Source organism: Stenotrophomonas sp. 10N36 (assembly GCF_056395005.1).
On record NZ_JBFTIS010000007.1, the window covers coordinates 164,824 to 183,951 of the forward strand.

Sequence of the window (19,128 nt, forward strand, 5' to 3'; positions counted from 1 at the left end):
GCACAACATGGCAGACTCCGCTGCGCCCCCGATTCACAGCACAAGGATGTCCATGATCGTTCCCGAATACTGGGCAGAAGCCCGACGCGAAGTACGGCACAACCGCAAGCAGTTGATCGTGCGCCGGTTTGGCTGGTCCGATGAAAGCGTGGCGGCTGCGCAGGCACATGCCGACGCGCGCGCCCAGGACGCCCTGCATGCCATCGCCGCCGGGCAAGCCCTGCCGCGCAGCGAACGTCGCACCAACTACGGCGTGGACGGCGTGCCGATCCGTGAGCAGATCGTCGAGCGCCATGGCGATATCGTGCTGACCCGCAACAGCTACGGCGCGCTGTGCCTGAACACCCCGGACGTGCTGTTTGCCGATATCGACCACCGCCCGCTGCCGTCCGGGTGCGTCATCCCTTCGCTGCTGGCGGCCGCACTGTGGGCGGTCGTGGCCATTGCCGCAGGCAACCTGTGGAACGGGATGGTCGGCGCGGGGCTGGCCAGCGTCGTGCTGGTCGCGGTGAACGCGGTGGTCCTGATGGTCAAACGCGCCCGCCATCGCGACGAGCAGCTGGAAGCCGGGGCGCTGGCCCGGGTCGAACAGTTCACCCGGCAGCACCCGGGCTGGCACCTGCGCGCGTACCGCACCCCGGCCGGCATGCGCGTGCTGGCGATGCACAGCACCTTCTCGGCGCAGGATCCCGAGGTGCACGCCCTGTTCCAGGCGCTGCAGACCGACGCGCTGTACGCGCGCATGTGCCGGGTGCAGAACTGCTTCCGCGCCCGGCTCACGCCCAAGCCTTGGCGGATCGGCATGCGTCGGCGCATCCGCCCGCCGGTGGCGGCATGGTCGGCCGAGCAGGCATTCCTGCCCGGTCGCCTGCAATGGATTGCCGACTACGAGCGCAAGGCGCAGGGCCATGCGGCGTGCCGGTTCCTGAAGGCGTTCGGCGACGAACGACGCGTGGACGCCAAGGCCGACGTGGTGCGCGCCCTGCACGACCGGATCGCCAGGGCGTATGAGCCGCTGCCGCTCGGCTGAGCAGCAACGGCCGTTCCGCTCAGAACCCGTCGAGCGTGCGCAGCAATGAGCCGAAGGTGAGGTAGAACGAATCGTGGCCGCCCTGGGCGCGGCCATAGCCCAGGAACACCGGCCCCAGGAAGGTGTCCGCGCCGATGAAGAGGCTGCCGGCGGTCTGCATGCCGTCGATGTTCACCGCGTCGCGGGTCTGCCAGAAACCGCCCCATTCCATGCTGCCCCCGACATACAGCGGAATGGTCAACAGCGAGTCGGCGTGCGCGACGCGGCGGTAATACACCACCCGCGCCAACGCAGTCTGTGGCGCGAAGATCGCCTCTTCCGGATACCCGGACAGGTTGCCCAGCCCGCCCAGGAAACCATACGTCGCCAGGACGTCATCGCCGCCATGCGCCGACGATGCCCGCACGCCACCCAGCCAGCGGTTGCGGCCGTGCGACCACGCACCATCCCACTGCAGGCGCGTGACCGCGGCCGAATCGGCGGTGCCGAGCGTGTCCAGGTAGTGCTGGCGGGTCAGCGACAGGCGCTGGCCGCGGCTGGGGAACGCCGAACTGTCGATCGAATCGTGGCGCAGCTGCCAGCCCACGCTGCCCATGTCGGCGCGATAATTGCCCAGTTCGCTCGGGTTGCCCACGTCCAGCCGCAGCCGCTCGCGGCCACGCTCCAGGAAGCCGGCCAGCTCCCAATCCGGATGCGGCGAATACGCCCAGCGCACACCGCCCAGCCATTGGCTGTAACGGAACTCCGCCAGCGCGCCCCCACGCATCAAGGCCAGGTCCAGGTCGGTCGCGCGGTACTTCGCATAGGTCGATAGCGCGTGTCGTCCGCTACCGCCAAACGGGCGGTAGTACTCGGCGAAGGCCTCCTCCACTTCGCCGAGGCCGATGCGCAGCTTGAGTTCGGCGCCCTGGTCGCTCAGCCCGGTACGGGTCAGCTCGCTAATCAGCTGGTAATTGCTGCTGCCGTCGAAATCATCGGACAGGCGCAGCGCGAAGTGCAGGAAGTCCGGCCCCCAGCGCTTGTCCTGCGGGGCCAGCACCAGCCCTTGGCGGCCATCACGGTCTTCCAGCCGCCACTGCACCTGCTGATAGCGTCCTTCGCCGTAGGCGGTCGCTACCTGCTGCTCCACCTCGTCCGGCACCAGCGGCCTGCCCACCTGCGGTTGCAGGCGTTGCTCGATATAGCGTCCGGTGCGGGTGCCGTCGCGCAGTACATCGACGAAGGCGACGATCGGCGCCGCATAGGCGGGCGGTCGGTGCTGGCGCTCGAATGCGGCGTAGCGTGCCGGGTCCACCTGGTAGCGGCGGATCCCGTCGACCTCTGCCTGCGCGGCCTGCTCGCCCACGCCAACGGCCTGCGGTGAGCGGTTGAAATCCTGGCTGCCCATGTCACCCAGCGCCGGGGTCACCAACAGGTCCTGCGCGCCGAGCGTGGCCAGCTGCGCCTGGATCTCGCGCTGCATGAGCACGCTGGCCATCTGGTGGCTGATCGCCAGGGGGGAATCCAGCTGTGCTTCGGTCATCAACGGCGTGCCCACCCGCGACACGATCAGCCGCTGCGCACCCAGCCGACGTGCTTCATCGATGGGCAGGTTGTCCACCACGCCACCATCGACCAGCAGCCGGTCCTCGTAGCGAACCGGCGCAAACACGCCGGGCACCGACATGCTCGCGCGAATCGCCAGGGCCAGGTCGCCCTGGGCGAACACCACTTTCTCGCCACTCACGATATCGGTGGCGATGGCACGGAAGGGAATCGGCAGCTGATCGAAATCGCGTACCTGCCAGGTGGGCAGCAACAGGCGACGCAGCAGCATTTCCAGCTTCTGCCCCTGGATCAGCCCCTGCGGAAAGGCGATCTTGCCGTTGCTCAGGCCGACCTCCACGCCACCCAGCAGGCGTAGGTCGTCCTCCTTGCGGCGCATGCTGCGCTCGTTGCGCGGCGGCTTGTCGCGCAGCACCTCGGCCCAGTCGATGCGGTCCAGCACCGCCTCGATCTCGTCGGCGGTGTAGCCGGAGGCATACAGGCCACCGACCACCGCGCCCATGGAGGTGCCGACGATGCAGTCGATCGGCACGCGCTCGCGTTCCAGTACCTTGAGCACGCCGATATGGGCTGCACCGCGCGCGCCGCCGCCGCCGAGGACCAGGCAGGTGCGGGGGCGTTCGGGGGCGTGAGGGCCGTCCTCGACGGCGGGCGCCTGCGCGCCTGCCAGCGCAGGCAGGATCGCCAGCATGCACACCGCCAGCACCCCGCGCACGCGTTCACCGCGCCGTGCTGCGCGTCCGATCTGCATCAGGCTTCTCCCCGGGTGCGGCCATGCACCGCGTCACCCGCGCACTCTGCCTGCCGGTGACGGTCGCGTCCAGACGTACCGCACCTACAACGAGGACCCGTGCCGGCCCTTCACTCACTCCCCAGCAGCAGCAAGTGACCGTCGTCGGTGGGATCCATGGCCAGATAGACAACCTTGTCGCCCCGGCGGAAGCCCGCCGAGCACACCGCCTGCCAGCCTTGGCCACAGTCGACCTCGGGGAACGCGGCGAACGGTGGCGCCCCTTCGTAGTCGTGTGGTTCAACGGTCCAGCCATCGCGCAGCAACGCGCTGCGTACCGGCACGTACTCCATGCCGCGGTGGAGGCCGAGCTGCTCCAATGTGGTGGTGGATTCGGTGGCGGCGTCGGTCGCTGGCGCGACGGCCAGCAGCAGGGCAATCAGCAGTGTGTTCATTGCGGTGCAGGATAACGAAGATCGGCCGCCCGTTGCAGGGCGGCCGATCAGGCGGGGCATCACGCGCTGTCGAGCAACGGTCGACGTTACCGCGCGTTCTTCACGTAGGTATCGAACCAGGTGAGCATTTCGTACACCAGCTGCTCGTTGGACTCCAACGCGGTGTACCAATGCGGCTCGTTGGGCAGCATCACCAGGCGCGTGGTGCCGCCGTTGCCGCGGATGGCCTGGTAGAGCTTGCGCGACTGGAACGGCTCGGTACCCGGATTGGCATCGTCCTCGCCGTGGACCAGCAGCAGCGGCAGCTTGATCTTGTCGGCGTAGAAGAACGGCGACGCCTTCAGGTACACGTCCTGTGCCTGCCACACCGAGCGACGCTCATTCTGGAAGCCGAACGGGGTAAAGGTCTTGTTGTACGACCCACTCGTGGCCACGCCGGCCTTGAACAGGGTGGTGTGCGCGATCAGGTTGGCGGTCATCAGGCCGCCATGGCTGTGCCCGGTCACGCCGATGCGGTTGCGGTCGACCACGCCCAGGTCCACGGCCTTGTCCACCGCGGCCTTGGCATCGGCTTCCAGCTGCTCCAGGTAGGTGTCGTAGGCGTTCTTCGGGTCGCCCACGATCGGGAACGACGCGTTGTCGATGATCGCGTAGCCGGCCAGCAGCATCAGCCGGTACGGCGCCAGACGGGTGAAGGTCTGCTGCGAACCGGACACCTGCCCGGCCTGCGCGGCGCTGGCGAAGTCGGCCGGGTAGGCATACAGGATGGCCGGCACGCGCTGGCCTTCCTTGTAGCCGGGCGGCGTGTACAGGGTGAACGACAGGTCCACGCCATCGGCGCGCTTGTAGGTCACCAGCCGCTTCTGGATCTGGCGCACTTCCGGGGTCGGGTCGGTGAGTCGGGTCAGCGCGGTGGCGGTGGAGGCGTACTGCGCTTCGCCTTCCTTCGCCGCGGCGTTGCGCTCGCCCTGCTGGCGCACGAACGCGTTCGGCGGGTCCATCACCGACTGGTGCCAGGTGAGGTAGCGGCCGGGCGTGGCGGTCAGGCCGAGGATCTGCTCATACGCATCGGCGTCGCTGCGGAACAGACGCTCGGTCTTCAGCGAGCCCAGGTCCAGGCGGTCGAGGAACGGGCGGTCGCCCTGCGGCGAGGCCCCCTGCCCGCGCAGGAAGACGAACGCGCCGTCCTGGCGCACCACCGACGCGCCGTTGGGCAGGCGCGTGAACACCAGGTTGCCCGGGTCGGCGTACTGCTCGTCGCTGGACAGATCCCACAGCAGGCGACCTTCCTTCTTCGGCTGGTCCACATCGACGATGCGGGTCTGCCGCCAATGGCGGTTTTCGTCGTTCTCAAACAGGAACGACACCGCCGGATCGGCGCTCCACGCGATGCCTTCGAAGCGCTGCGCGGTGCGGGCGATCTCCTGCGGCTTGCCGTTGAACGGGGCCTTCAGCACAAGCACGCGGTCGCGGTGCGGCACCGTCACCTTCCAGTCGCCCTTGTCCAAAGCCTCGGCATAGACCAGCGTGGCCGGGTCGGTGGCGCGCCAATCAAAATCACGCGGACCTTCCGGCACGCCGTGCACCGGCACGCGGTCGGCCAGCGGCAGGCTGGCGATCGGGGCAGCGCGGCCCGTGGCCAGGTCGAGCACGGCCACGTCGTTGGCGAAGCGCTGGTAGGTCACGGCGTGGGAGAACGGCGCCTTCAGGGTCTCGGTCAGCACGTGCACGCCATCCGGCGCCGCGTTGACCTCGTTGTACAGCGCCGGTGTGCCGACGTTGCGCACCTGGCCGGCGACAACATCGACCACTGCCAGCTGCGACGCACCGTAGTAGGCAAACAGTTTTTCATCGTGCGCGCTGGTCAGCGTATCGCGCGCTTCATAGGTGCTGCTTTCGCCGCTGCTGCCAAGCGATTCCTGCACGTCCGGGCCACCGGGTCCATTGCCGCTGGTCGGTGCGGGGCCCTGGTTGGCAGGGACCCGCTTGACCAGCAGCTGCTGCCCGCCGCCCAGCCACTGCAGGGTGTAGCCGAAGATCGGATTGAGCTGCACGTCCGGCACCTGCTTCACCTGGCCGGTCACCGCATCGCCCACCCACAGCTGCACCGAGGTATCCACGGCGTTCTGGAACGCAAACCGCTGGCCATCGGCAGACCACTGCGCCGCGCCCGCACAGCCCTGCGGCAAGGCCACCTTGGTGTGCTTGGCGGTCCCCACGTCGACCAGGGTGAAATCGGCCACGCAGGCCGGGATGCCATAGCCGCCCTGGGTGTCATGGCGGCTGCGGTTCTTCGGCTCCAGGCGCACGCCAGCCAACTTGAGGTACGGCTGGGCCACGCGCTCGATCGAGGGATAGGTCTGCGCGGTGGTCAGCAGCAGGCGCTGCCCGCTCGGGTCCAGGCTGGGCGCCGGCGGCGGCGGGGCCTTGAGCACCTTGAGCAGGTGCTCCGGCGGCTTGGCGTAGTCGGCAAAGGCCGGCGCGGTGGCGAACAGACTGAAGGTGGCAACAGCAACGGCCGCGGCCAGGGTGGTACGACGAATCGGCATGTGGGTCCCCTTGCGATGGTGGGTACCCGGCGGCAGGGACGTCGCCGGGCAAACGTCGAATCTAGCACCGGGCGTCCGGGTCGGAATGGGCCGAAAGCACTGGCTTGCCGCCGCAGGCGCGAGCCGGCGCGAGCCGGCGGGCCGTTACTCCAGCGAACGCGGGGTGCTGGTGAAGGTGTGCAGGCGGTCGCCGTAGAACATGAAGAACAGCTGCAGGGTCATCGGGTGGGTGGCGGTGCCGCCCCTGGCCTGCGGATCGTCGGCCAGGCACTCGGTGATGTCCGACCCGGCGGGAACGGCGTCGCACTGCAGGGTCAGCCGATGGTGTGCGGCAAACCGCTCGACCGCTGCGCGGGAGCCGCCGTCCAGTGCGGCAGCCTGCACCTGCTCGCGCCAGAAGGTCTCGCGTGCCTGCAGGTTGCTGCCCCCGCGGAATTCATCCAGCAGGCCGCTGTACCACAGCAGCAGCGCCCCCAGGACGACCAGCACCAGATATGCCATTCCCTTGCCCATGTTTCCTCCCTGTGCCGCAGCCTGCATCCGGTTCCGTACCGGGCTGCCGGCCACGGTAAGATGACGCTGCAGCCTCGTCAATGGACGCTCCGTGCGCACACTCCACGCCCTTCGTTACATCACGCCCCTTCGTGAGGGCGGCTCCCTGCCCGCTGTTGTCGAGACCGATGACGACGGCATGGTGGTGCTCAAATTCCGCGGTGCCGGGCAAGGCCCCAAGGCGCTGATCGCCGAGCTGATCGCCGGTGAAATGGCGCGCAGCGTCGGCCTGCCGATCCCGGAAATCATGTTCGTCGAACTCGACCGCGAGTTCGCCCGCACCGAGCCGGACCCGGAGATCCAGGACCTGATCCGCGCCAGCGAGGGCGTCAACCTCGGCAGCGATTATCTGCCCGGCGCCATCAACTACGACCCGGCGGCCATGCCGGTGGATGCCGACCTGGCCTCGCGGATCGTGTGGTTCGACGCGCTTACCAGCAACGTCGACCGCACCGCGCGCAACCCCAACCTGATGGTGTGGCACCGCAAGCTGTACCTGATCGACCACGGTGCGGCGATGTACTTCCACCACGACTGGGCCAACGCCGGCGAGGCCTGCGAAAAGCCGTTCGTGCTGATCCGCGACCATGTGCTGCTGCCGTTCGCCACGCAGATTGCCGAGGTGGATGCGGCGTTGGCGGCGTTGCTGCCCGATGCCGAGATCGAGCGCATCGTGGGCCTGGTGCCGGACAGCTGGCTGGTTGACGAACCCACCTTCGACAGCCCGGCACAGTATCGCCAGGCGTATATCGACTATCTCAAGCGCCGCCTGCAGGTGCGTGCCGTCTTCGTCCAGGAGGCCGTCCGTGCCCACGCTGCACACGTATGACTACGCGGTGATCCGCGTGGTGCCGCGGGTTGAACGCGAAGAGTTCATCAATGTCGGGGTGATCGTGTCGTGCCCGGGTGCCAAACACCTGGAAGCGGCCATCGAGATCGACCCGGCGCGCATGCACTCATTCGCCCCGTCCCTGGACATGGACGCCCTGCAGCCGTGGCTGGATGCCATCGTGGCCATCTGCCGTGGCGACGCGGACGCCGGCCCGATCGCACAGCTCCCGGCCCGGGCGCGCTTCCACTTTCTCACCGCCAAGCGCAGCTCGGTGGTGCAGATGTCGAGCACGCACGTAGGCCGCACCGCCGACCCGGCCGGCGTGGTGGCGCACCTGCTGACGAAGATGGTGCGGGTGCCGTAAGGCCGGATGGCAGGCGCCAACGGACACGCGCATTGATCCACGCGTAGAGCCGGGTTCTACCCGGCTGCCTCTGGGACACGTAGCGCCGGGTTCTACCCGGCTGCTTTTGGCGGTGCTGCGAAGAGCAACAGCGGCCGGGCAGAGCCCGGCGCTACGGGGGTGCGCGTAGAGCYGGGTTCTACCCGGCTGCTCTTGGCGGTGCAGCGAWGRGCAACAGCGGCCGGGCAGAGCCCGGCGCTACGGGGTTGCGCGTAGAGCCGGGTTCTACCCGGCTGCKCTTGGCGGTGCWGCGAARAGCAACAGCGGCCGGGCAGAGCCCGGCGCTACGGGGTTGGCCGCGTAGAGCCGGGTTCTACCCGGCTGCTCTTGGCGATGCAGCGAAGAGCAACAGCGGCCGGGCAGAGCCCGTCGCTACGGGGCAGGACGCGTAGAGCCGGGTTCTACCCGGCTGCTCTTGCCGCTGCGGCGAAGGGCAACAGCGGCCGGGCAGAGCCCGGCGCTACGGGGGTGGCCAGCGGCACCAGGCGAAGGGGTATTCGCCAACCGCCGTCGTCAATCCGGCGCGCACCGGGTTGGCAAGAATGTAATTCGCCTCGGCCAGCCACTGGGGTTCGTCGCGCTGAAGCTGATCGTAGTAGCCTGGCTGCCAGATCGCGCCCTGCGTGCCGTTGCGTTGATTGATCGCCTTGGCGGCCCGCGATTTGGTGGTGCGCACGATGGTGGCCAACGTCGTACTGCGCAAGGTAAACATCCAGTGCACGTGGTCCGGCATGACCACCCAGGCCATGGATCGCGTGCGGCCTTCATGATCCGACGCCTGCATCCAGCGGATCATTTCATCCGCGTTGGCAGCAACGGCGAAGAGGCGTTGGCGACGTGCGGTGACCGTGGTCACGACGTAGCAGTGCCCTTGGCAGGAGAATCGTCCACGTTGCAATGCGGGGCTGGCCATGGCGGCATCGTGCGACAGTCCAGCGCCTTGTCGCAGCGGCCAATACCGCGCCCGCATGTAGGAAAAATGCGCCGCGCCCGTAGAGCCGGGTTCTACCCGGCTGCCTTTCGCGCCACAGCGAAGTGCAAGAGCGGCCGGGCAGGGCCCGGCGCTACGGGGCAGGATGCGTAAGCCGGGTTCTACCCGGCTGCTCTTGCCTCGATATCAGGGGCTTTGCCGCGTCACGCCCACCGTGATGTCAAACGTAGGAATCCGCGCCCACTCCTCCCGCGGGTAATGCAACGACTCCACGCCCATGCCGATTTCGTAGCGGACGCCGTCCGCGCCTGCACGCCAGGCGTACGGCGCACCGCTGCTCCAGCCGCAGCATGCATAGCGGAGGAGAGGCAGGCCGAACGTGTCGTGCAGGTAGGTCTCCACCTGCGCCGCGGACGCGCCACGGACCCGATACCGGGCCGTCATCGGTTTGATGTAGGACGCGTCATCCTGCTCACAGCCCAGATACTCGAGGGTGTCCGGCTTGCGACCCATCGCCTGCAGGAAATCCTGGCACTGCGTGTCCGGTGCGGCCAGGCCCGCATGGCGGCCTTCGGCATTCCAATCGGCCACGGCCGCTTCCCGCGTCTGCGCGTCGGCCACCGCCGGGGCGGAAACCGCCATCGCGCAGCACAGCGATACCGCCAGCAGGCGCCAGGCGCAGGTCATGCTCATCGTCGGTCATGCAGTTGTGGGATGACCGCATCGTAATCGACACGGCCACCCCGGCACCATTTACTTCGGCAGCGCGTAGGCAATCACGTAATCGCCTGCGGGGGTTTCCATGAAGTGGTGGCCGCCGGCCATGATCACCACATACTGGCGCCCACCGAAGGCATAGATCATCGGGTTGGCCTGGCCGCCGGCCGGCAGCTTGGCGTGCCAGAGTTCCTTGCCGGTCTTCAGGTCGATGGCGCGCAGCAGGTCATCGGTGGCCGCGGCGATGAAGATCAGGCCGCTGGCGGTGACCACCGAGCCGCCGTTGTTGGGCGTGCCGATCTCGATCGGCAGACCGGAGCGGATACCGAACGGGCCGTTGCCGCGGGCACTGCCGAACGGACGGTCCCACAGGGTCTTGCCGGTGCGCATGTCCACCGCGCGGATGCCACCGTAGGGCGGCTGCTTGCATAGCAGCTTGGTGAACGGCAGGCGCCAGCCGGCGTTGACGTCGATCGCGTACGGCGTGCCGGTCTGCGGGTCCCCTGCCCCTTCGGCGCCGCCCTTGTCGGCCCGCACGTCTTCGCGCGGCACCCAGCCCAGCTTGTCGGCGGTGGCACGCGGCACCAGCAGGTTGTAGTTGGGCATGTCGTTGTAGTTGGCCACGATCACGCCACGACGCGGATCCACCGACACGCTGCCCCAGTCCGAGCCGCCGTTGTAGCCGGGGTACTCGATGGAATGCCGGTCGGCGGTGGGCGGGGTGTAGAAGCCCTCATAGCTCGCCTTGCGGAACTGGATGCGGCACACCAGCTGGTCGATCGGGGTGATGCCCCACATATCGCGCTCGGTGAGGTCCGGCTTGCGCAGCGTGTGGTACAGCGAGAACAGCTGCGTGGGCGAACGCTGCTCGGGCTCCACGCCGCCGGTGGGCACCTTGCGTTCTTCGGCCGGGGTGAGGAGCTGGCCGGTGCGGCGGTCGAGCACGTACATGTCGCCCTGCTTGGTCGGCAGCAGGATCGCCGGCACCTTGCCGGCGGCGGTCGGGTAATCGACCAGCGTGGCCTGCGAGCCCATGTCGTAGTCCCACACATCCTTGCGCACCGCCTGGAAATGCCAGACCGGCTTGCCGGTGTTGACGTCGATGGCAACCAGCGAGGTGGCGTACTTGTTCTGGTTCTCGGTACGCGAGCCGCTCCAGTAGTCGCCCGCCGAATTGCCCATCGGCAGGTACACCAGGCCGAGCTGGTCATCGCCGGTGGCGGTGGTCCACATGTTCGGGGTACCGCGCGTGTAGGTCTTGCCCTGCGCCGGCAGGCCGGTCAGTTCGGGCTGATCCATGTCCCAGGCCCAGCGCAGCTTGCCGGTGATGGCGTCGTAGGCCTGGATCACGCCGGACGGTGCGTCGCGACGCTGGCCGTCCAGCACCTGATGGCCGGTCACGATCACGCCCTGCACGATCGCCGGCGGCGAGGTGATCGACACATACCCGGCCGGGCTGTCGCCCATGCCCAGGGTAATGTCGACCTGACCGTTGTTGCCGAACCCCGCGCACGGCTTGCCGGTGGCCGCGTCCACGGCGATCAGGCGGCCATCCAGCGTGCCTTCGATGATGCGCGCCGAACAGGCGCTGCGCGGCAGCTGGGTCAGCACCGGCACCTGCGACTGCCCCGAGGCGAGGTCGGCGGCCACATCGGCGTCGGCGGCCTGCTGCGCGGTTGCCGGTACTTCGTAGTACGACACGCCACGGCAGGCCGCGGTGTAGGGAATCGACTTGTCCTTGATCTTGGGTTCGAAGCGCCAGCGCTCGGTGCCATCGGCGGCGTTGAGCGCCACCAGCTGGTTGCGCGCGGTGCACAGGTACAGCGTGTCCCCCACCTTCAGCGGCGTGGTTTCAGCGCCCCAGCGCTTCTGCGGCAGATCGCCGGTACGGAACAGCCATGCCTGTTCGAGCTTGGCCACGTTGTCCGGGGTGATCTGCTGCAGCGGCGAGAAGCGGGTGGCCGCGTTGTTGCGACCGTAGGCGGCCCAGTCGTCGTCGACCGGCTTGTCGGCGGGCTGCAGCGGTGCGTCGGCGGTGGGTGCCAGGCCGGTGCTGGTCATCGCCTCGGGGAAGCTGCCGCTGGCCGCGGTGACCCCGTGCGGGACGAACGCCAACGCGAAGGCGGCCACGAACACCAGCGCCAGTACGCCGGCAATGCTGCGCGAGAGCCGCCGCGAGAAGGGTCGGTCCAGCGTCGGCAGCAGCAGCGACAGCACCAGGCCGATACCGACGATCAGGCCCAGCCGCGGCACCCAGCGCCAGTAGTCACCGCCCGACTCCCACCACGTCCATAACAAGGTGCCCACGAACACCGCGCCGAACCACAGCGCACCGGCGCGCCGGTTGCCCCACAGCAGCACGCCGGCCACCAGCAGGCCAACACCTGCGAGCACGTAGTACCAGGAGCCGCCGAGGCTGGCCAGCCATGCGCCCAGCCCGCCCAGCACCAGGCCGAGCAGCATCAGGACGAGGGACAACACGGTCACCAGCGCATGGCGCGGGCGCCGGGCGGTGGACGAAGGATCGGGGCGTGCGGCGCGGGGGGCGGCGGACATCGTGGTCTCCATGCGGCGTGGCGCGAACCGGGTCCGGCCACTGGTGGACTGCCATCGCGGACGCGAATGTCCGCTGGTTCGGGAGCCGTTATCCCACCGCCGCCGTGAAGTACATGCGTTCTTTCAGCGGGCCGCCACGATAGGCAAGGTGCCGGCCCGGACAGGTGCAGAAACGACGACGCCGGCACAAGGCCGGCGTCGTCGTGGTACTGCCTGTCAGCGCGATCAGCCCTGCGGGGTCTGCTCGTCGGTGGCGGCAGGCGCCGCCGCGGCGGCGTCCCCGGCAACGGGCACCACGTCCACCAGTTCGTCGTCACCGATCGACGCATCCATGCGTTCAACCGCCTGCAGCTTCTCGTCCTTGGACAGACGGATCAGGGTGACGCCCTGGGTGTTGCGGCCGACGCGGCTGATTTCCGAACCACGGGTACGCACCAAGGTGCCGCCATCGGAGATCAGCAGCACTTCATCGGCTGCGCCCATCAGCACCGCGCTGACCAGCTTGCCGTTGCGCTCGGTGGTCTGGATGCCGATGACACCTTGGGTGCCGCGGCCCTTGCGCGGGTAATCCGGCAGCGGGGTGCGCTTGCCGTAGCCGTTCTCGGTAGCGGTCAGGATGTACATGCCGTCGTCGTCACCGACCTCGATCACGGCATCGCCGTTCTCGATCACGGTTTCTTCGACGGTGACGTCGTCCTCGTTCTCGTCCTCGTTGCCGCCGGCACTCTCGGCCACGATCAGGCTCACGACCTCTTCGCCCTTGGGCATCTTGATGCCGCGCACGCCGGTGGCGGTACGGCCCATCGAGCGGACCTTGTCTTCACCGAAGCGCACGGTCTTGCCGTTGGAGGCGAACAGCAGGATGTCGCGCTCACCGTCGGTCAGGCCGACGCCCACCAGCGCATCGCCTTCGTCGAGGTTGATCGCGATCTTGCCGCGCGCCAGACGGAAGGCGAACTCGCTGAGCGGGGTCTTTTTGACCGTGCCGTTGCGGGTGGCGAAGAACACGAACTGGCGTTCGGCGTACTCGCGCACCGGCAGCACGGCCTGCACCCGCTCACCGGGTTCCAGCGGAATCCAGTTGATGATCGGGCGGCCACGCGCGTTGGAACCGGCTTCGGGCAACTGGTGCACCGGCAGCCAGAACACCTTGCCCGCGCTGGTGAAGGTCAACAGCGTGTCATGCGTGTTGACCAGCCACAGCTGCTCGATGAAATCCTCTTCCTTGGTCGACGCCGCGCTGCGGCCACGGCCGCCACGACGCTGGGCGCGGTAGGCGCTGACCGGCTGGCGCTTGACGTAACCGGCATGCGACAGGGTGACCACCACGTCTTCCGGGGCGATCAGGTCGAGGATGTCCAGGTCTTCTTCGCTGTGGCGGATCTCGGTGCGGCGTTCGTCGCCGAACTCGGTACGCACGTTGATCAGCTCTTCGCGGATGACCTGCAGCAGGCGGTCCGGATCTTCCAAGATGTGGATCAGCCCGGCGATGGTTTCCAGCAGCAGTTTGTACTCTTCGGTCAGGCGGTCCTGCTCCAGCCCGGTCAGGCGGTGCAGGCGCATTTCCAGAATCTGGGTGGCCTGGATCTCGGTCAGCTGGTAGCCGCCGGTGATCAGGCCCACGCCCTTGGGCAGGTCTTCCGGACGCGAGGTTTCCGCGCCGGCAGCGCCCAGCATCGACCCGACCAGGCCCGGCTCCCACAAGCGCGCCAGCATGCGCTCGCGTGCTTCACCGGGATTGGGCGAGGTCTTGATCAGTTCGATCATCTCGTCGATGTTGGCCAGCGCAACGGTGAGGCCTTCCAGCACGTGGGCACGGGCGCGCGCCTTGCGCAGCTCGTACACGGTGCGGCGGGTGACCACTTCGCGGCGATGGCGCACGAACGCCTCGAGCATCTGCTTGAGGTTCATCAACTGCGGGCGGCCATCGACCAGCGCCACCATGTTGATGCCGAACACCGACTCCATCTGGGTCTGCTGGTAGAGGTTGTTCAACACAACTTCCGCCGACTCGCCGCGCTTGATCTCGATGAAGATGCGCATGCCGTCCTTGTCGGACTCATCGCGCAGTTCGCTGATGCCTTCGAGCTTCTTTTCCTTGACCAGCTCGGCGATCTTTTCGATCAACCGGGCCTTGTTCACCTGGTACGGGATCTCGGTGACGATGATCGATTCGCGGCCGTTGTCGGCCACCTCGATGTCCGCCTTGGCACGGATGCGCACCCGGCCACGCCCGGTCCGGTAACCGGCGACGATGCCGGCGGTACCGTTGATGATGCCCGCGGTCGGGAAGTCCGGGCCCGGGATGTACTCCATCAGGCCGTCGACGTCGATCTCGGGGTTGTCGATCAGCGCGATGCAGGCGTTGATGGACTCGGTGAGGTTGTGCGGCGGAATGTTGGTCGCCATGCCCACCGCGATACCGGCCGAACCGTTGACCAGCAGGTTCGGGAACCGGGTCGGCATGACCGTCGGCTCCAGTTCCTTTTCGTCGTAGTTGGGCTGGAAATCGACGGTTTCCTTGTCCAGGTCGGCCATCAGCTCATGGGTGAGCTTGGACATGCGGGCTTCGGTGTATCGCATGGCGGCGGCGGAGTCGCCGTCGACCGAACCGAAGTTACCCTGGCCATCGACCAGCATGTAGCGCAGCGAGAACGGCTGTGCCAGACGCACCAGCGTGTCGTACACCGACTGATCGCCATGCGGGTGGTACTTACCGATGACGTCACCGACGATACGGGCCGACTTGAAGTAAGGCTTGTTGCTGTGCGCGTTCAACTCGCTCATCGCGAACAGCACGCGGCGATGCACCGGCTTGAGGCCATCGCGCGCATCCGGGAGGGCGCGGCCCACGATCACGCTCATCGCGTAATCGAGGTAACTCTTGCGCATCTCGTCTTCCAGGTTGACCTGGATGATTTCCTTGGCGGTTTCTGCCATTCGGGTTCCGTTGTCTGGGAGCGGTCCAGTCCGTCGCGCCCGCCCTTTCGGGGCGGTCGCGTCGGAATCTCGATTAACCGTTGAAGTCTAGCACAACGGGCCGTTTTCCGCCTGCTTTTACGGGCGTTTTACCGGCAAGAATCAGGAACTTACGGAGGCGTTGCGGGTGCGGCCGGGGTTCTGCCGGGAAAGCCGTACCGACCAACGGTCGGTACCTACCCGGGCGGGGCCAGGCCACCACCCCAAGCCCGGTACGCCACCCACCCCGATGATCCGGCATGCCCCCACCCCGATCTGGTATGCCCCCACCCCGATCCGGTAGGCCACGACCGTTGGTCGTGGCATCAAACGACCCATCCCGATCCGGGTAGGCCACGACCGTTGGTCGTGTCATGCGGCGACCGTTGGTCGTGGCATGGGGCCACCGTTCGTGGCGCGCGGCGGCCGCACGCCGCACCGGCATCAGCCGAACGCGGCCTGCATGTTGGTCACCGTCGGATTCAGGATCACCCCGCGCTCGGTCACGATGGCATCGATCAGGCTGCCCGGGGTGACGTCGAACACCGGGTTCCAGGCGGCGATGCCTTCGGCCACGGTGCGCGTGCCCCCTACCCCGTACAACTCGCCCGGATCGCGCTGCTCGATCTCGATCTGCTCGCCGTCGGCGGTGTCCATGTCCACCGTGGAGGACGGCGCCACCACCATGAACTTGACCCCGTGGTGGCGGGCGGCGATGGCCAGCTGGTAGGTGCCGATCTTGTTGGCGGTGTCACCGTTGGCACAGATGCGGTCCGCGCCGACGATCACCCACTGCACCGCCCCGGTCTTCATCAGGTGCGAGGCGGCCGAATCGGCGATCAGGGTGGCGTCGATGCCGTCCTGCTGCAGCTCCCACACGGTCAGGCGCGCGCCCTGCAGCCACGGCCGGGTTTCCCCGGCGAAGACCTTGGCGATGCGGTGCTGGGCCATGCCGGCGCGGATCACGCCCAGCGCGGTGCCGAACCCGGCGGTGGCCAGCGAGCCGGTATTGCAGTGGGTGAGCACGCCACTGCCGGCCTCGATCAGGCCCGCGCCGAGCGCGCCCATGTGGCGGTTGGCGGCCAGATCTTCATCGGCGATGGCCTGGGCCTCAGTGGCCAGCACCTGCTGCCAGTCGGCACCGGCCGGGGCCAGCGCGCGGCGCATGCGGGCCAGCGCCCAGGCCAGGTTGACGGCGGTCGGGCGGGACGCGTTGAGCCGCTGCAGGGCCGGTTCCAGCTTCGCCAGCGCCTGCGCGCCATCGTCGGCCTGCACCCCGACGGCGGCCAGCACCACACCCCAGGCGGCGGCAATGCCGATCGCCGGCGCGCCACGCACGGTGAGCGCATGGATGGCCTCGGCCACGGCGTCACTGTCGCGGCATTCCACGTGCTCCACCACGAACGGCAGCTTGCGCTGGTCGAGCAGTTGCAGGGTATCGCCGGTCCACAGGATCGGGCGGATATGGTCGTAACGGGCGTAGTCGATGTCGGTGGATGCGTTCATCGCATCATTGTAGCGGCGCACGGCGAAGCCGCCAAAGCGCGGCTCAGTTGACCTGGAACTCGGCGCGGCAGCCGTCGTCCACCCACACCCCGCGCGCATCCCAACCCCAGCCGCGGCCTTCCTCGCAGGGGCTGCCGGACAACTGCTTGGACAGGCGCGCGCCCTTGCCGATGGTCGCCCCGCAGAAACGGCGCTGGCGCGACTTGGATTCGCACACCAGCGTGCGCGGCGCATCCAGGAAACCGGAGCCGTCGGCGGCCCCTACCTCGAAGTCGCCTTGGCAACCGCGGGTCACCCACACTTCGTTGCGCCGCACGCCCCAACTGTGGCCTTCGCGGCACGGCATCGCCGACAGCTGGCGCAGCAGGCGCACCGGTGCGCCCTGCAATGCCACCGGGCAGCTCTGCGGCCGGCCACTGGATTCGCAGCGCAGCACCCGGCGCACCTGCCGTGCAGTGCCGGTACTGGCGCCGCCTGCCGGTCGGCTGCGGAATTCGGCACGGCAGCCCAGCGTGACCCACACGCCGGAACGATCGGTGCCCCACTCGGTGCCGCGGATGCAGCTGCTGTCGGACAACTGGCGGATCAGCTCCACGCCGTTGGCCACGGGCATGTCGCAATGCACCCATTCCATGTCACGCGACTGGCAGCGCACTACCTGCGCTTCGTACCCCGTCTGGTCGGCCATCGCCGTGGCCGGCAGCACGCTGCTGCACAACACCAGCGTCCACCACGTCCACGTCCAGCGCGGCGCGCTCCATGACGGCAGTTCGGCAACTTCCCACAGCTTCATCAACCCTTTCCCCGCCGCAACTGAACGATCACGCGCCTACCTTCGGGCATGCGCTGTGATCAGAGCATCATCGTGCAGGTCGCGCAAGACGTACACGCGGCAATCACGCACCTTATGCGTTCAGGCGTGGGCGAAATCGATGGCCAGCACGTCCGCAATCCGCGTGGTGCGGTTCATCGCCATCAACAGGCGGTCCACCCCGACCGCAACGCCGGCGCAATCGGGCAGGTCCGGCAAGGCCTGCAGCAATGGCTCGTCCAACGGCGGCAGCACAGCGCCACGCGCCGTACGCACGGCATGGTCGCGGGTGAAGCGCGCGCGTTGTTCAGCGGCGTCGTTCAGCTCGTGATAGCCGTTGGCCAGTTCCACCGCGCCAAGGTACAGCTCGAAGCGCTCGGCCAGCGGGGGCGTGCCCGGGCGAATGCGCGCCAGCGCGGCCTGGCTGGCCGGCCAGTCGTGTACGACGGTCATGCTGTCGTCATCGAACGCGGGCTGGATGCAATGGGTCATCAGCAGGTCCAGCCAGTCGTCGCGGGTGAGGCCCTCGGCATCGATGCGCACCGCCGCCAGCGGCGCCTGCAGCTGTTCCAGCGGCGCGTCGAACGGGTCAACGCCGAGGTGCTGCTGGTACAGGCTGCGGTAGTCGACCACGCGCAGATCGGCGGTGCGCTGCACCAGGCCGAGTGCGGCGCGGACCAGCGCAACGGTTTCCTCGATCAGCCGGTGGTGGTCCCAGCCCACCCGGTACCACTCCAGCATGGTGAACTCGGGATTGTGGCGGCCACCGGCTTCGCCATTGCGGAACACCCGCCCGAGTTCGTAGCAGTCGCCCACGCCGGCGGCGAGCAGGCGCTTGAGCGGGTACTCCGGCGAGGTGCGCAACCAGCGCTGCGGGCTGCCGGCATCAACGTGGCCACTGAAACGGGTGTGGAAGCTGTCGATGTTCGGCTCGGTGTTGCCGGCGGCCGACAGGATCGGCGTTTCCACTTCCAGCACATCGCGGGCGGCGAAGAACGCACGGATCAACGCGTTCAGCGCGGCACGCTGGCGCAGCGCGGCGATCATGCGCGCGCGTCCTTCAGCCGCTGCGCGAGTGGCAGGGTGAGCAGGTCGCGGGTGTCGTCGACGTAGCCGGTGGCCAGGTACAGCCGCCGCGCCAGTTCGTTGTGGTGGTTCACTTCCAGCCGCATGCGCGCCACACCGCGCGCATTGGCACGCTGTTCCAGGATGGCCAGCGCCTGCTTCCCGCGCCCACGCCCGCGCGCGGCATGCTGCAGGTACAGCTCGTCGAGCAGCGCGAAATGACCGCCCTGCTCCAGGCTGAAGCCCATCGCCAGCGCCGCATAGCCAACCACGCTGCCCGCGTCGTCCAGCCACAGCAGCACTTCGCCGTTGCGGGGCTCTTCCAGCAGCGCGGCCAACGCGATGCGGACCCGTGCATCGTCGAAGTCCAGCTGGTCTTCGGCGTAGAACTCGCGCATCAGCCCGATCAGCAGATCGGTGTCGGCCACGGTGGCCAGGCGGAAGTCGAGGACGGCAGTGTGCATGGGGCTCTCCGGTGATGCGGGACG

Annotated in this window: 15 protein-coding genes; 3 read left to right on the forward strand and 12 right to left on the reverse strand. The window is 68.1% G+C overall.

What is annotated here, in order from left to right; all coding sequences use genetic code 11:
• Positions 1–52 precede the first annotated feature (52 nt).
• Positions 53–1,030, forward strand: coding sequence for a hypothetical protein (locus AC1DCJ_RS09440; RefSeq protein WP_137189819.1), 978 nt, complete (start codon positions 53–55; stop codon positions 1,028–1,030).
• 19 nt (positions 1,031–1,049) lie between these two features.
• Here the strand turns inward: AC1DCJ_RS09440 and AC1DCJ_RS09445 are convergent, their stop codons facing one another.
• The 4 genes from AC1DCJ_RS09445 to AC1DCJ_RS09460 all read right to left on the reverse strand — a co-directional run bounded on the left by AC1DCJ_RS09445 (position 1,050) and on the right by AC1DCJ_RS09460 (position 6,822).
• Complete coding sequence (locus AC1DCJ_RS09445) at positions 1,050–3,326, reverse strand: patatin-like phospholipase family protein (RefSeq protein ID WP_478070790.1); 2,277 nt, start codon at positions 3,324–3,326, stop codon at positions 1,050–1,052.
• Positions 3,327–3,436: 110 nt separating this feature from the next.
• A complete protein-coding gene (locus tag AC1DCJ_RS09450; RefSeq protein ID WP_478070791.1) occupies positions 3,437–3,760 on the reverse strand; it encodes a hypothetical protein in 324 nt (107 codons plus the stop codon).
• Between the two features lie 86 nt (positions 3,761–3,846).
• Complete coding sequence (locus tag AC1DCJ_RS09455) at positions 3,847–6,309, reverse strand: S9 family peptidase (protein ID WP_478070792.1); 2,463 nt, start codon at positions 6,307–6,309, stop codon at positions 3,847–3,849.
• A 144-nt stretch (positions 6,310–6,453) separates the two neighbouring features.
• Positions 6,454–6,822, reverse strand: a complete 369-nt coding sequence (locus tag AC1DCJ_RS09460; RefSeq protein ID WP_478070793.1) for a hypothetical protein — start codon at positions 6,820–6,822, stop codon at positions 6,454–6,456.
• A gap of 91 nt (positions 6,823–6,913) precedes the next feature.
• Between AC1DCJ_RS09460 and AC1DCJ_RS09465 the strand changes: the two genes are divergently transcribed.
• Both AC1DCJ_RS09465 and AC1DCJ_RS09470 read left to right on the forward strand, forming a co-directional pair.
• The gene (locus AC1DCJ_RS09465; RefSeq protein ID WP_141056890.1) at positions 6,914–7,690 is read left to right on the forward strand and encodes a HipA family kinase; all 777 of its coding nucleotides are present in this window, start codon (positions 6,914–6,916) and stop codon (positions 7,688–7,690) included.
• Positions 7,668–8,057, forward strand: coding sequence for a DUF3037 domain-containing protein (locus AC1DCJ_RS09470; RefSeq protein WP_478070794.1), 390 nt, complete (start codon positions 7,668–7,670; stop codon positions 8,055–8,057). The genes AC1DCJ_RS09465 and AC1DCJ_RS09470 overlap by 23 nt, the downstream gene beginning before the upstream one ends.
• A gap of 499 nt (positions 8,058–8,556) precedes the next feature.
• Here the strand turns inward: AC1DCJ_RS09470 and AC1DCJ_RS09475 are convergent, their stop codons facing one another.
• The 8 genes from AC1DCJ_RS09475 to AC1DCJ_RS09510 form a co-directional block, all read right to left on the reverse strand.
• Positions 8,557–9,009 carry an REP-associated tyrosine transposase gene (locus AC1DCJ_RS09475; protein ID WP_428710588.1) on the reverse strand — a complete coding sequence of 151 codons (453 nt, stop codon included), beginning with the start codon at positions 9,007–9,009 and terminating at the stop codon, positions 8,557–8,559.
• 204 nt (positions 9,010–9,213) lie between these two features.
• Positions 9,214–9,720 carry a DUF4952 domain-containing protein gene (locus tag AC1DCJ_RS09480; RefSeq protein WP_478070795.1) on the reverse strand — a complete coding sequence of 169 codons (507 nt, stop codon included), beginning with the start codon at positions 9,718–9,720 and terminating at the stop codon, positions 9,214–9,216.
• Between the two features lie 60 nt (positions 9,721–9,780).
• A complete protein-coding gene (locus AC1DCJ_RS09485) occupies positions 9,781–12,300 on the reverse strand; it encodes a membrane-bound PQQ-dependent dehydrogenase, glucose/quinate/shikimate family (protein ID WP_478070796.1) in 2,520 nt (839 codons plus the stop codon).
• A gap of 225 nt (positions 12,301–12,525) precedes the next feature.
• Complete coding sequence (gene gyrA, locus AC1DCJ_RS09490) at positions 12,526–15,240, reverse strand: DNA gyrase subunit A (protein WP_320491493.1); 2,715 nt, start codon at positions 15,238–15,240, stop codon at positions 12,526–12,528.
• Between the two features lie 462 nt (positions 15,241–15,702).
• The gene (gene mtnA / locus AC1DCJ_RS09495) at positions 15,703–16,764 is read right to left on the reverse strand and encodes an S-methyl-5-thioribose-1-phosphate isomerase (RefSeq protein WP_478070797.1); all 1,062 of its coding nucleotides are present in this window, start codon (positions 16,762–16,764) and stop codon (positions 15,703–15,705) included.
• A 43-nt stretch (positions 16,765–16,807) separates the two neighbouring features.
• Positions 16,808–17,452: a DUF3011 domain-containing protein gene (locus AC1DCJ_RS09500; protein WP_478070817.1), complete on the reverse strand. Its 645-nt coding sequence runs from the start codon at positions 17,450–17,452 to the stop codon at positions 16,808–16,810.
• A 225-nt stretch (positions 17,453–17,677) separates the two neighbouring features.
• Positions 17,678–18,622, reverse strand: coding sequence for an EF-P lysine aminoacylase EpmA (gene epmA, locus AC1DCJ_RS09505; protein WP_478070798.1), 945 nt, complete (start codon positions 18,620–18,622; stop codon positions 17,678–17,680).
• Positions 18,619–19,104 carry a GNAT family N-acetyltransferase gene (locus tag AC1DCJ_RS09510; RefSeq protein ID WP_137189830.1) on the reverse strand — a complete coding sequence of 162 codons (486 nt, stop codon included), beginning with the start codon at positions 19,102–19,104 and terminating at the stop codon, positions 18,619–18,621. Before AC1DCJ_RS09510 ends, epmA begins: the two co-directional genes overlap by 4 nt.
• Between the last annotated feature and the right edge of the window lie 24 nt (positions 19,105–19,128).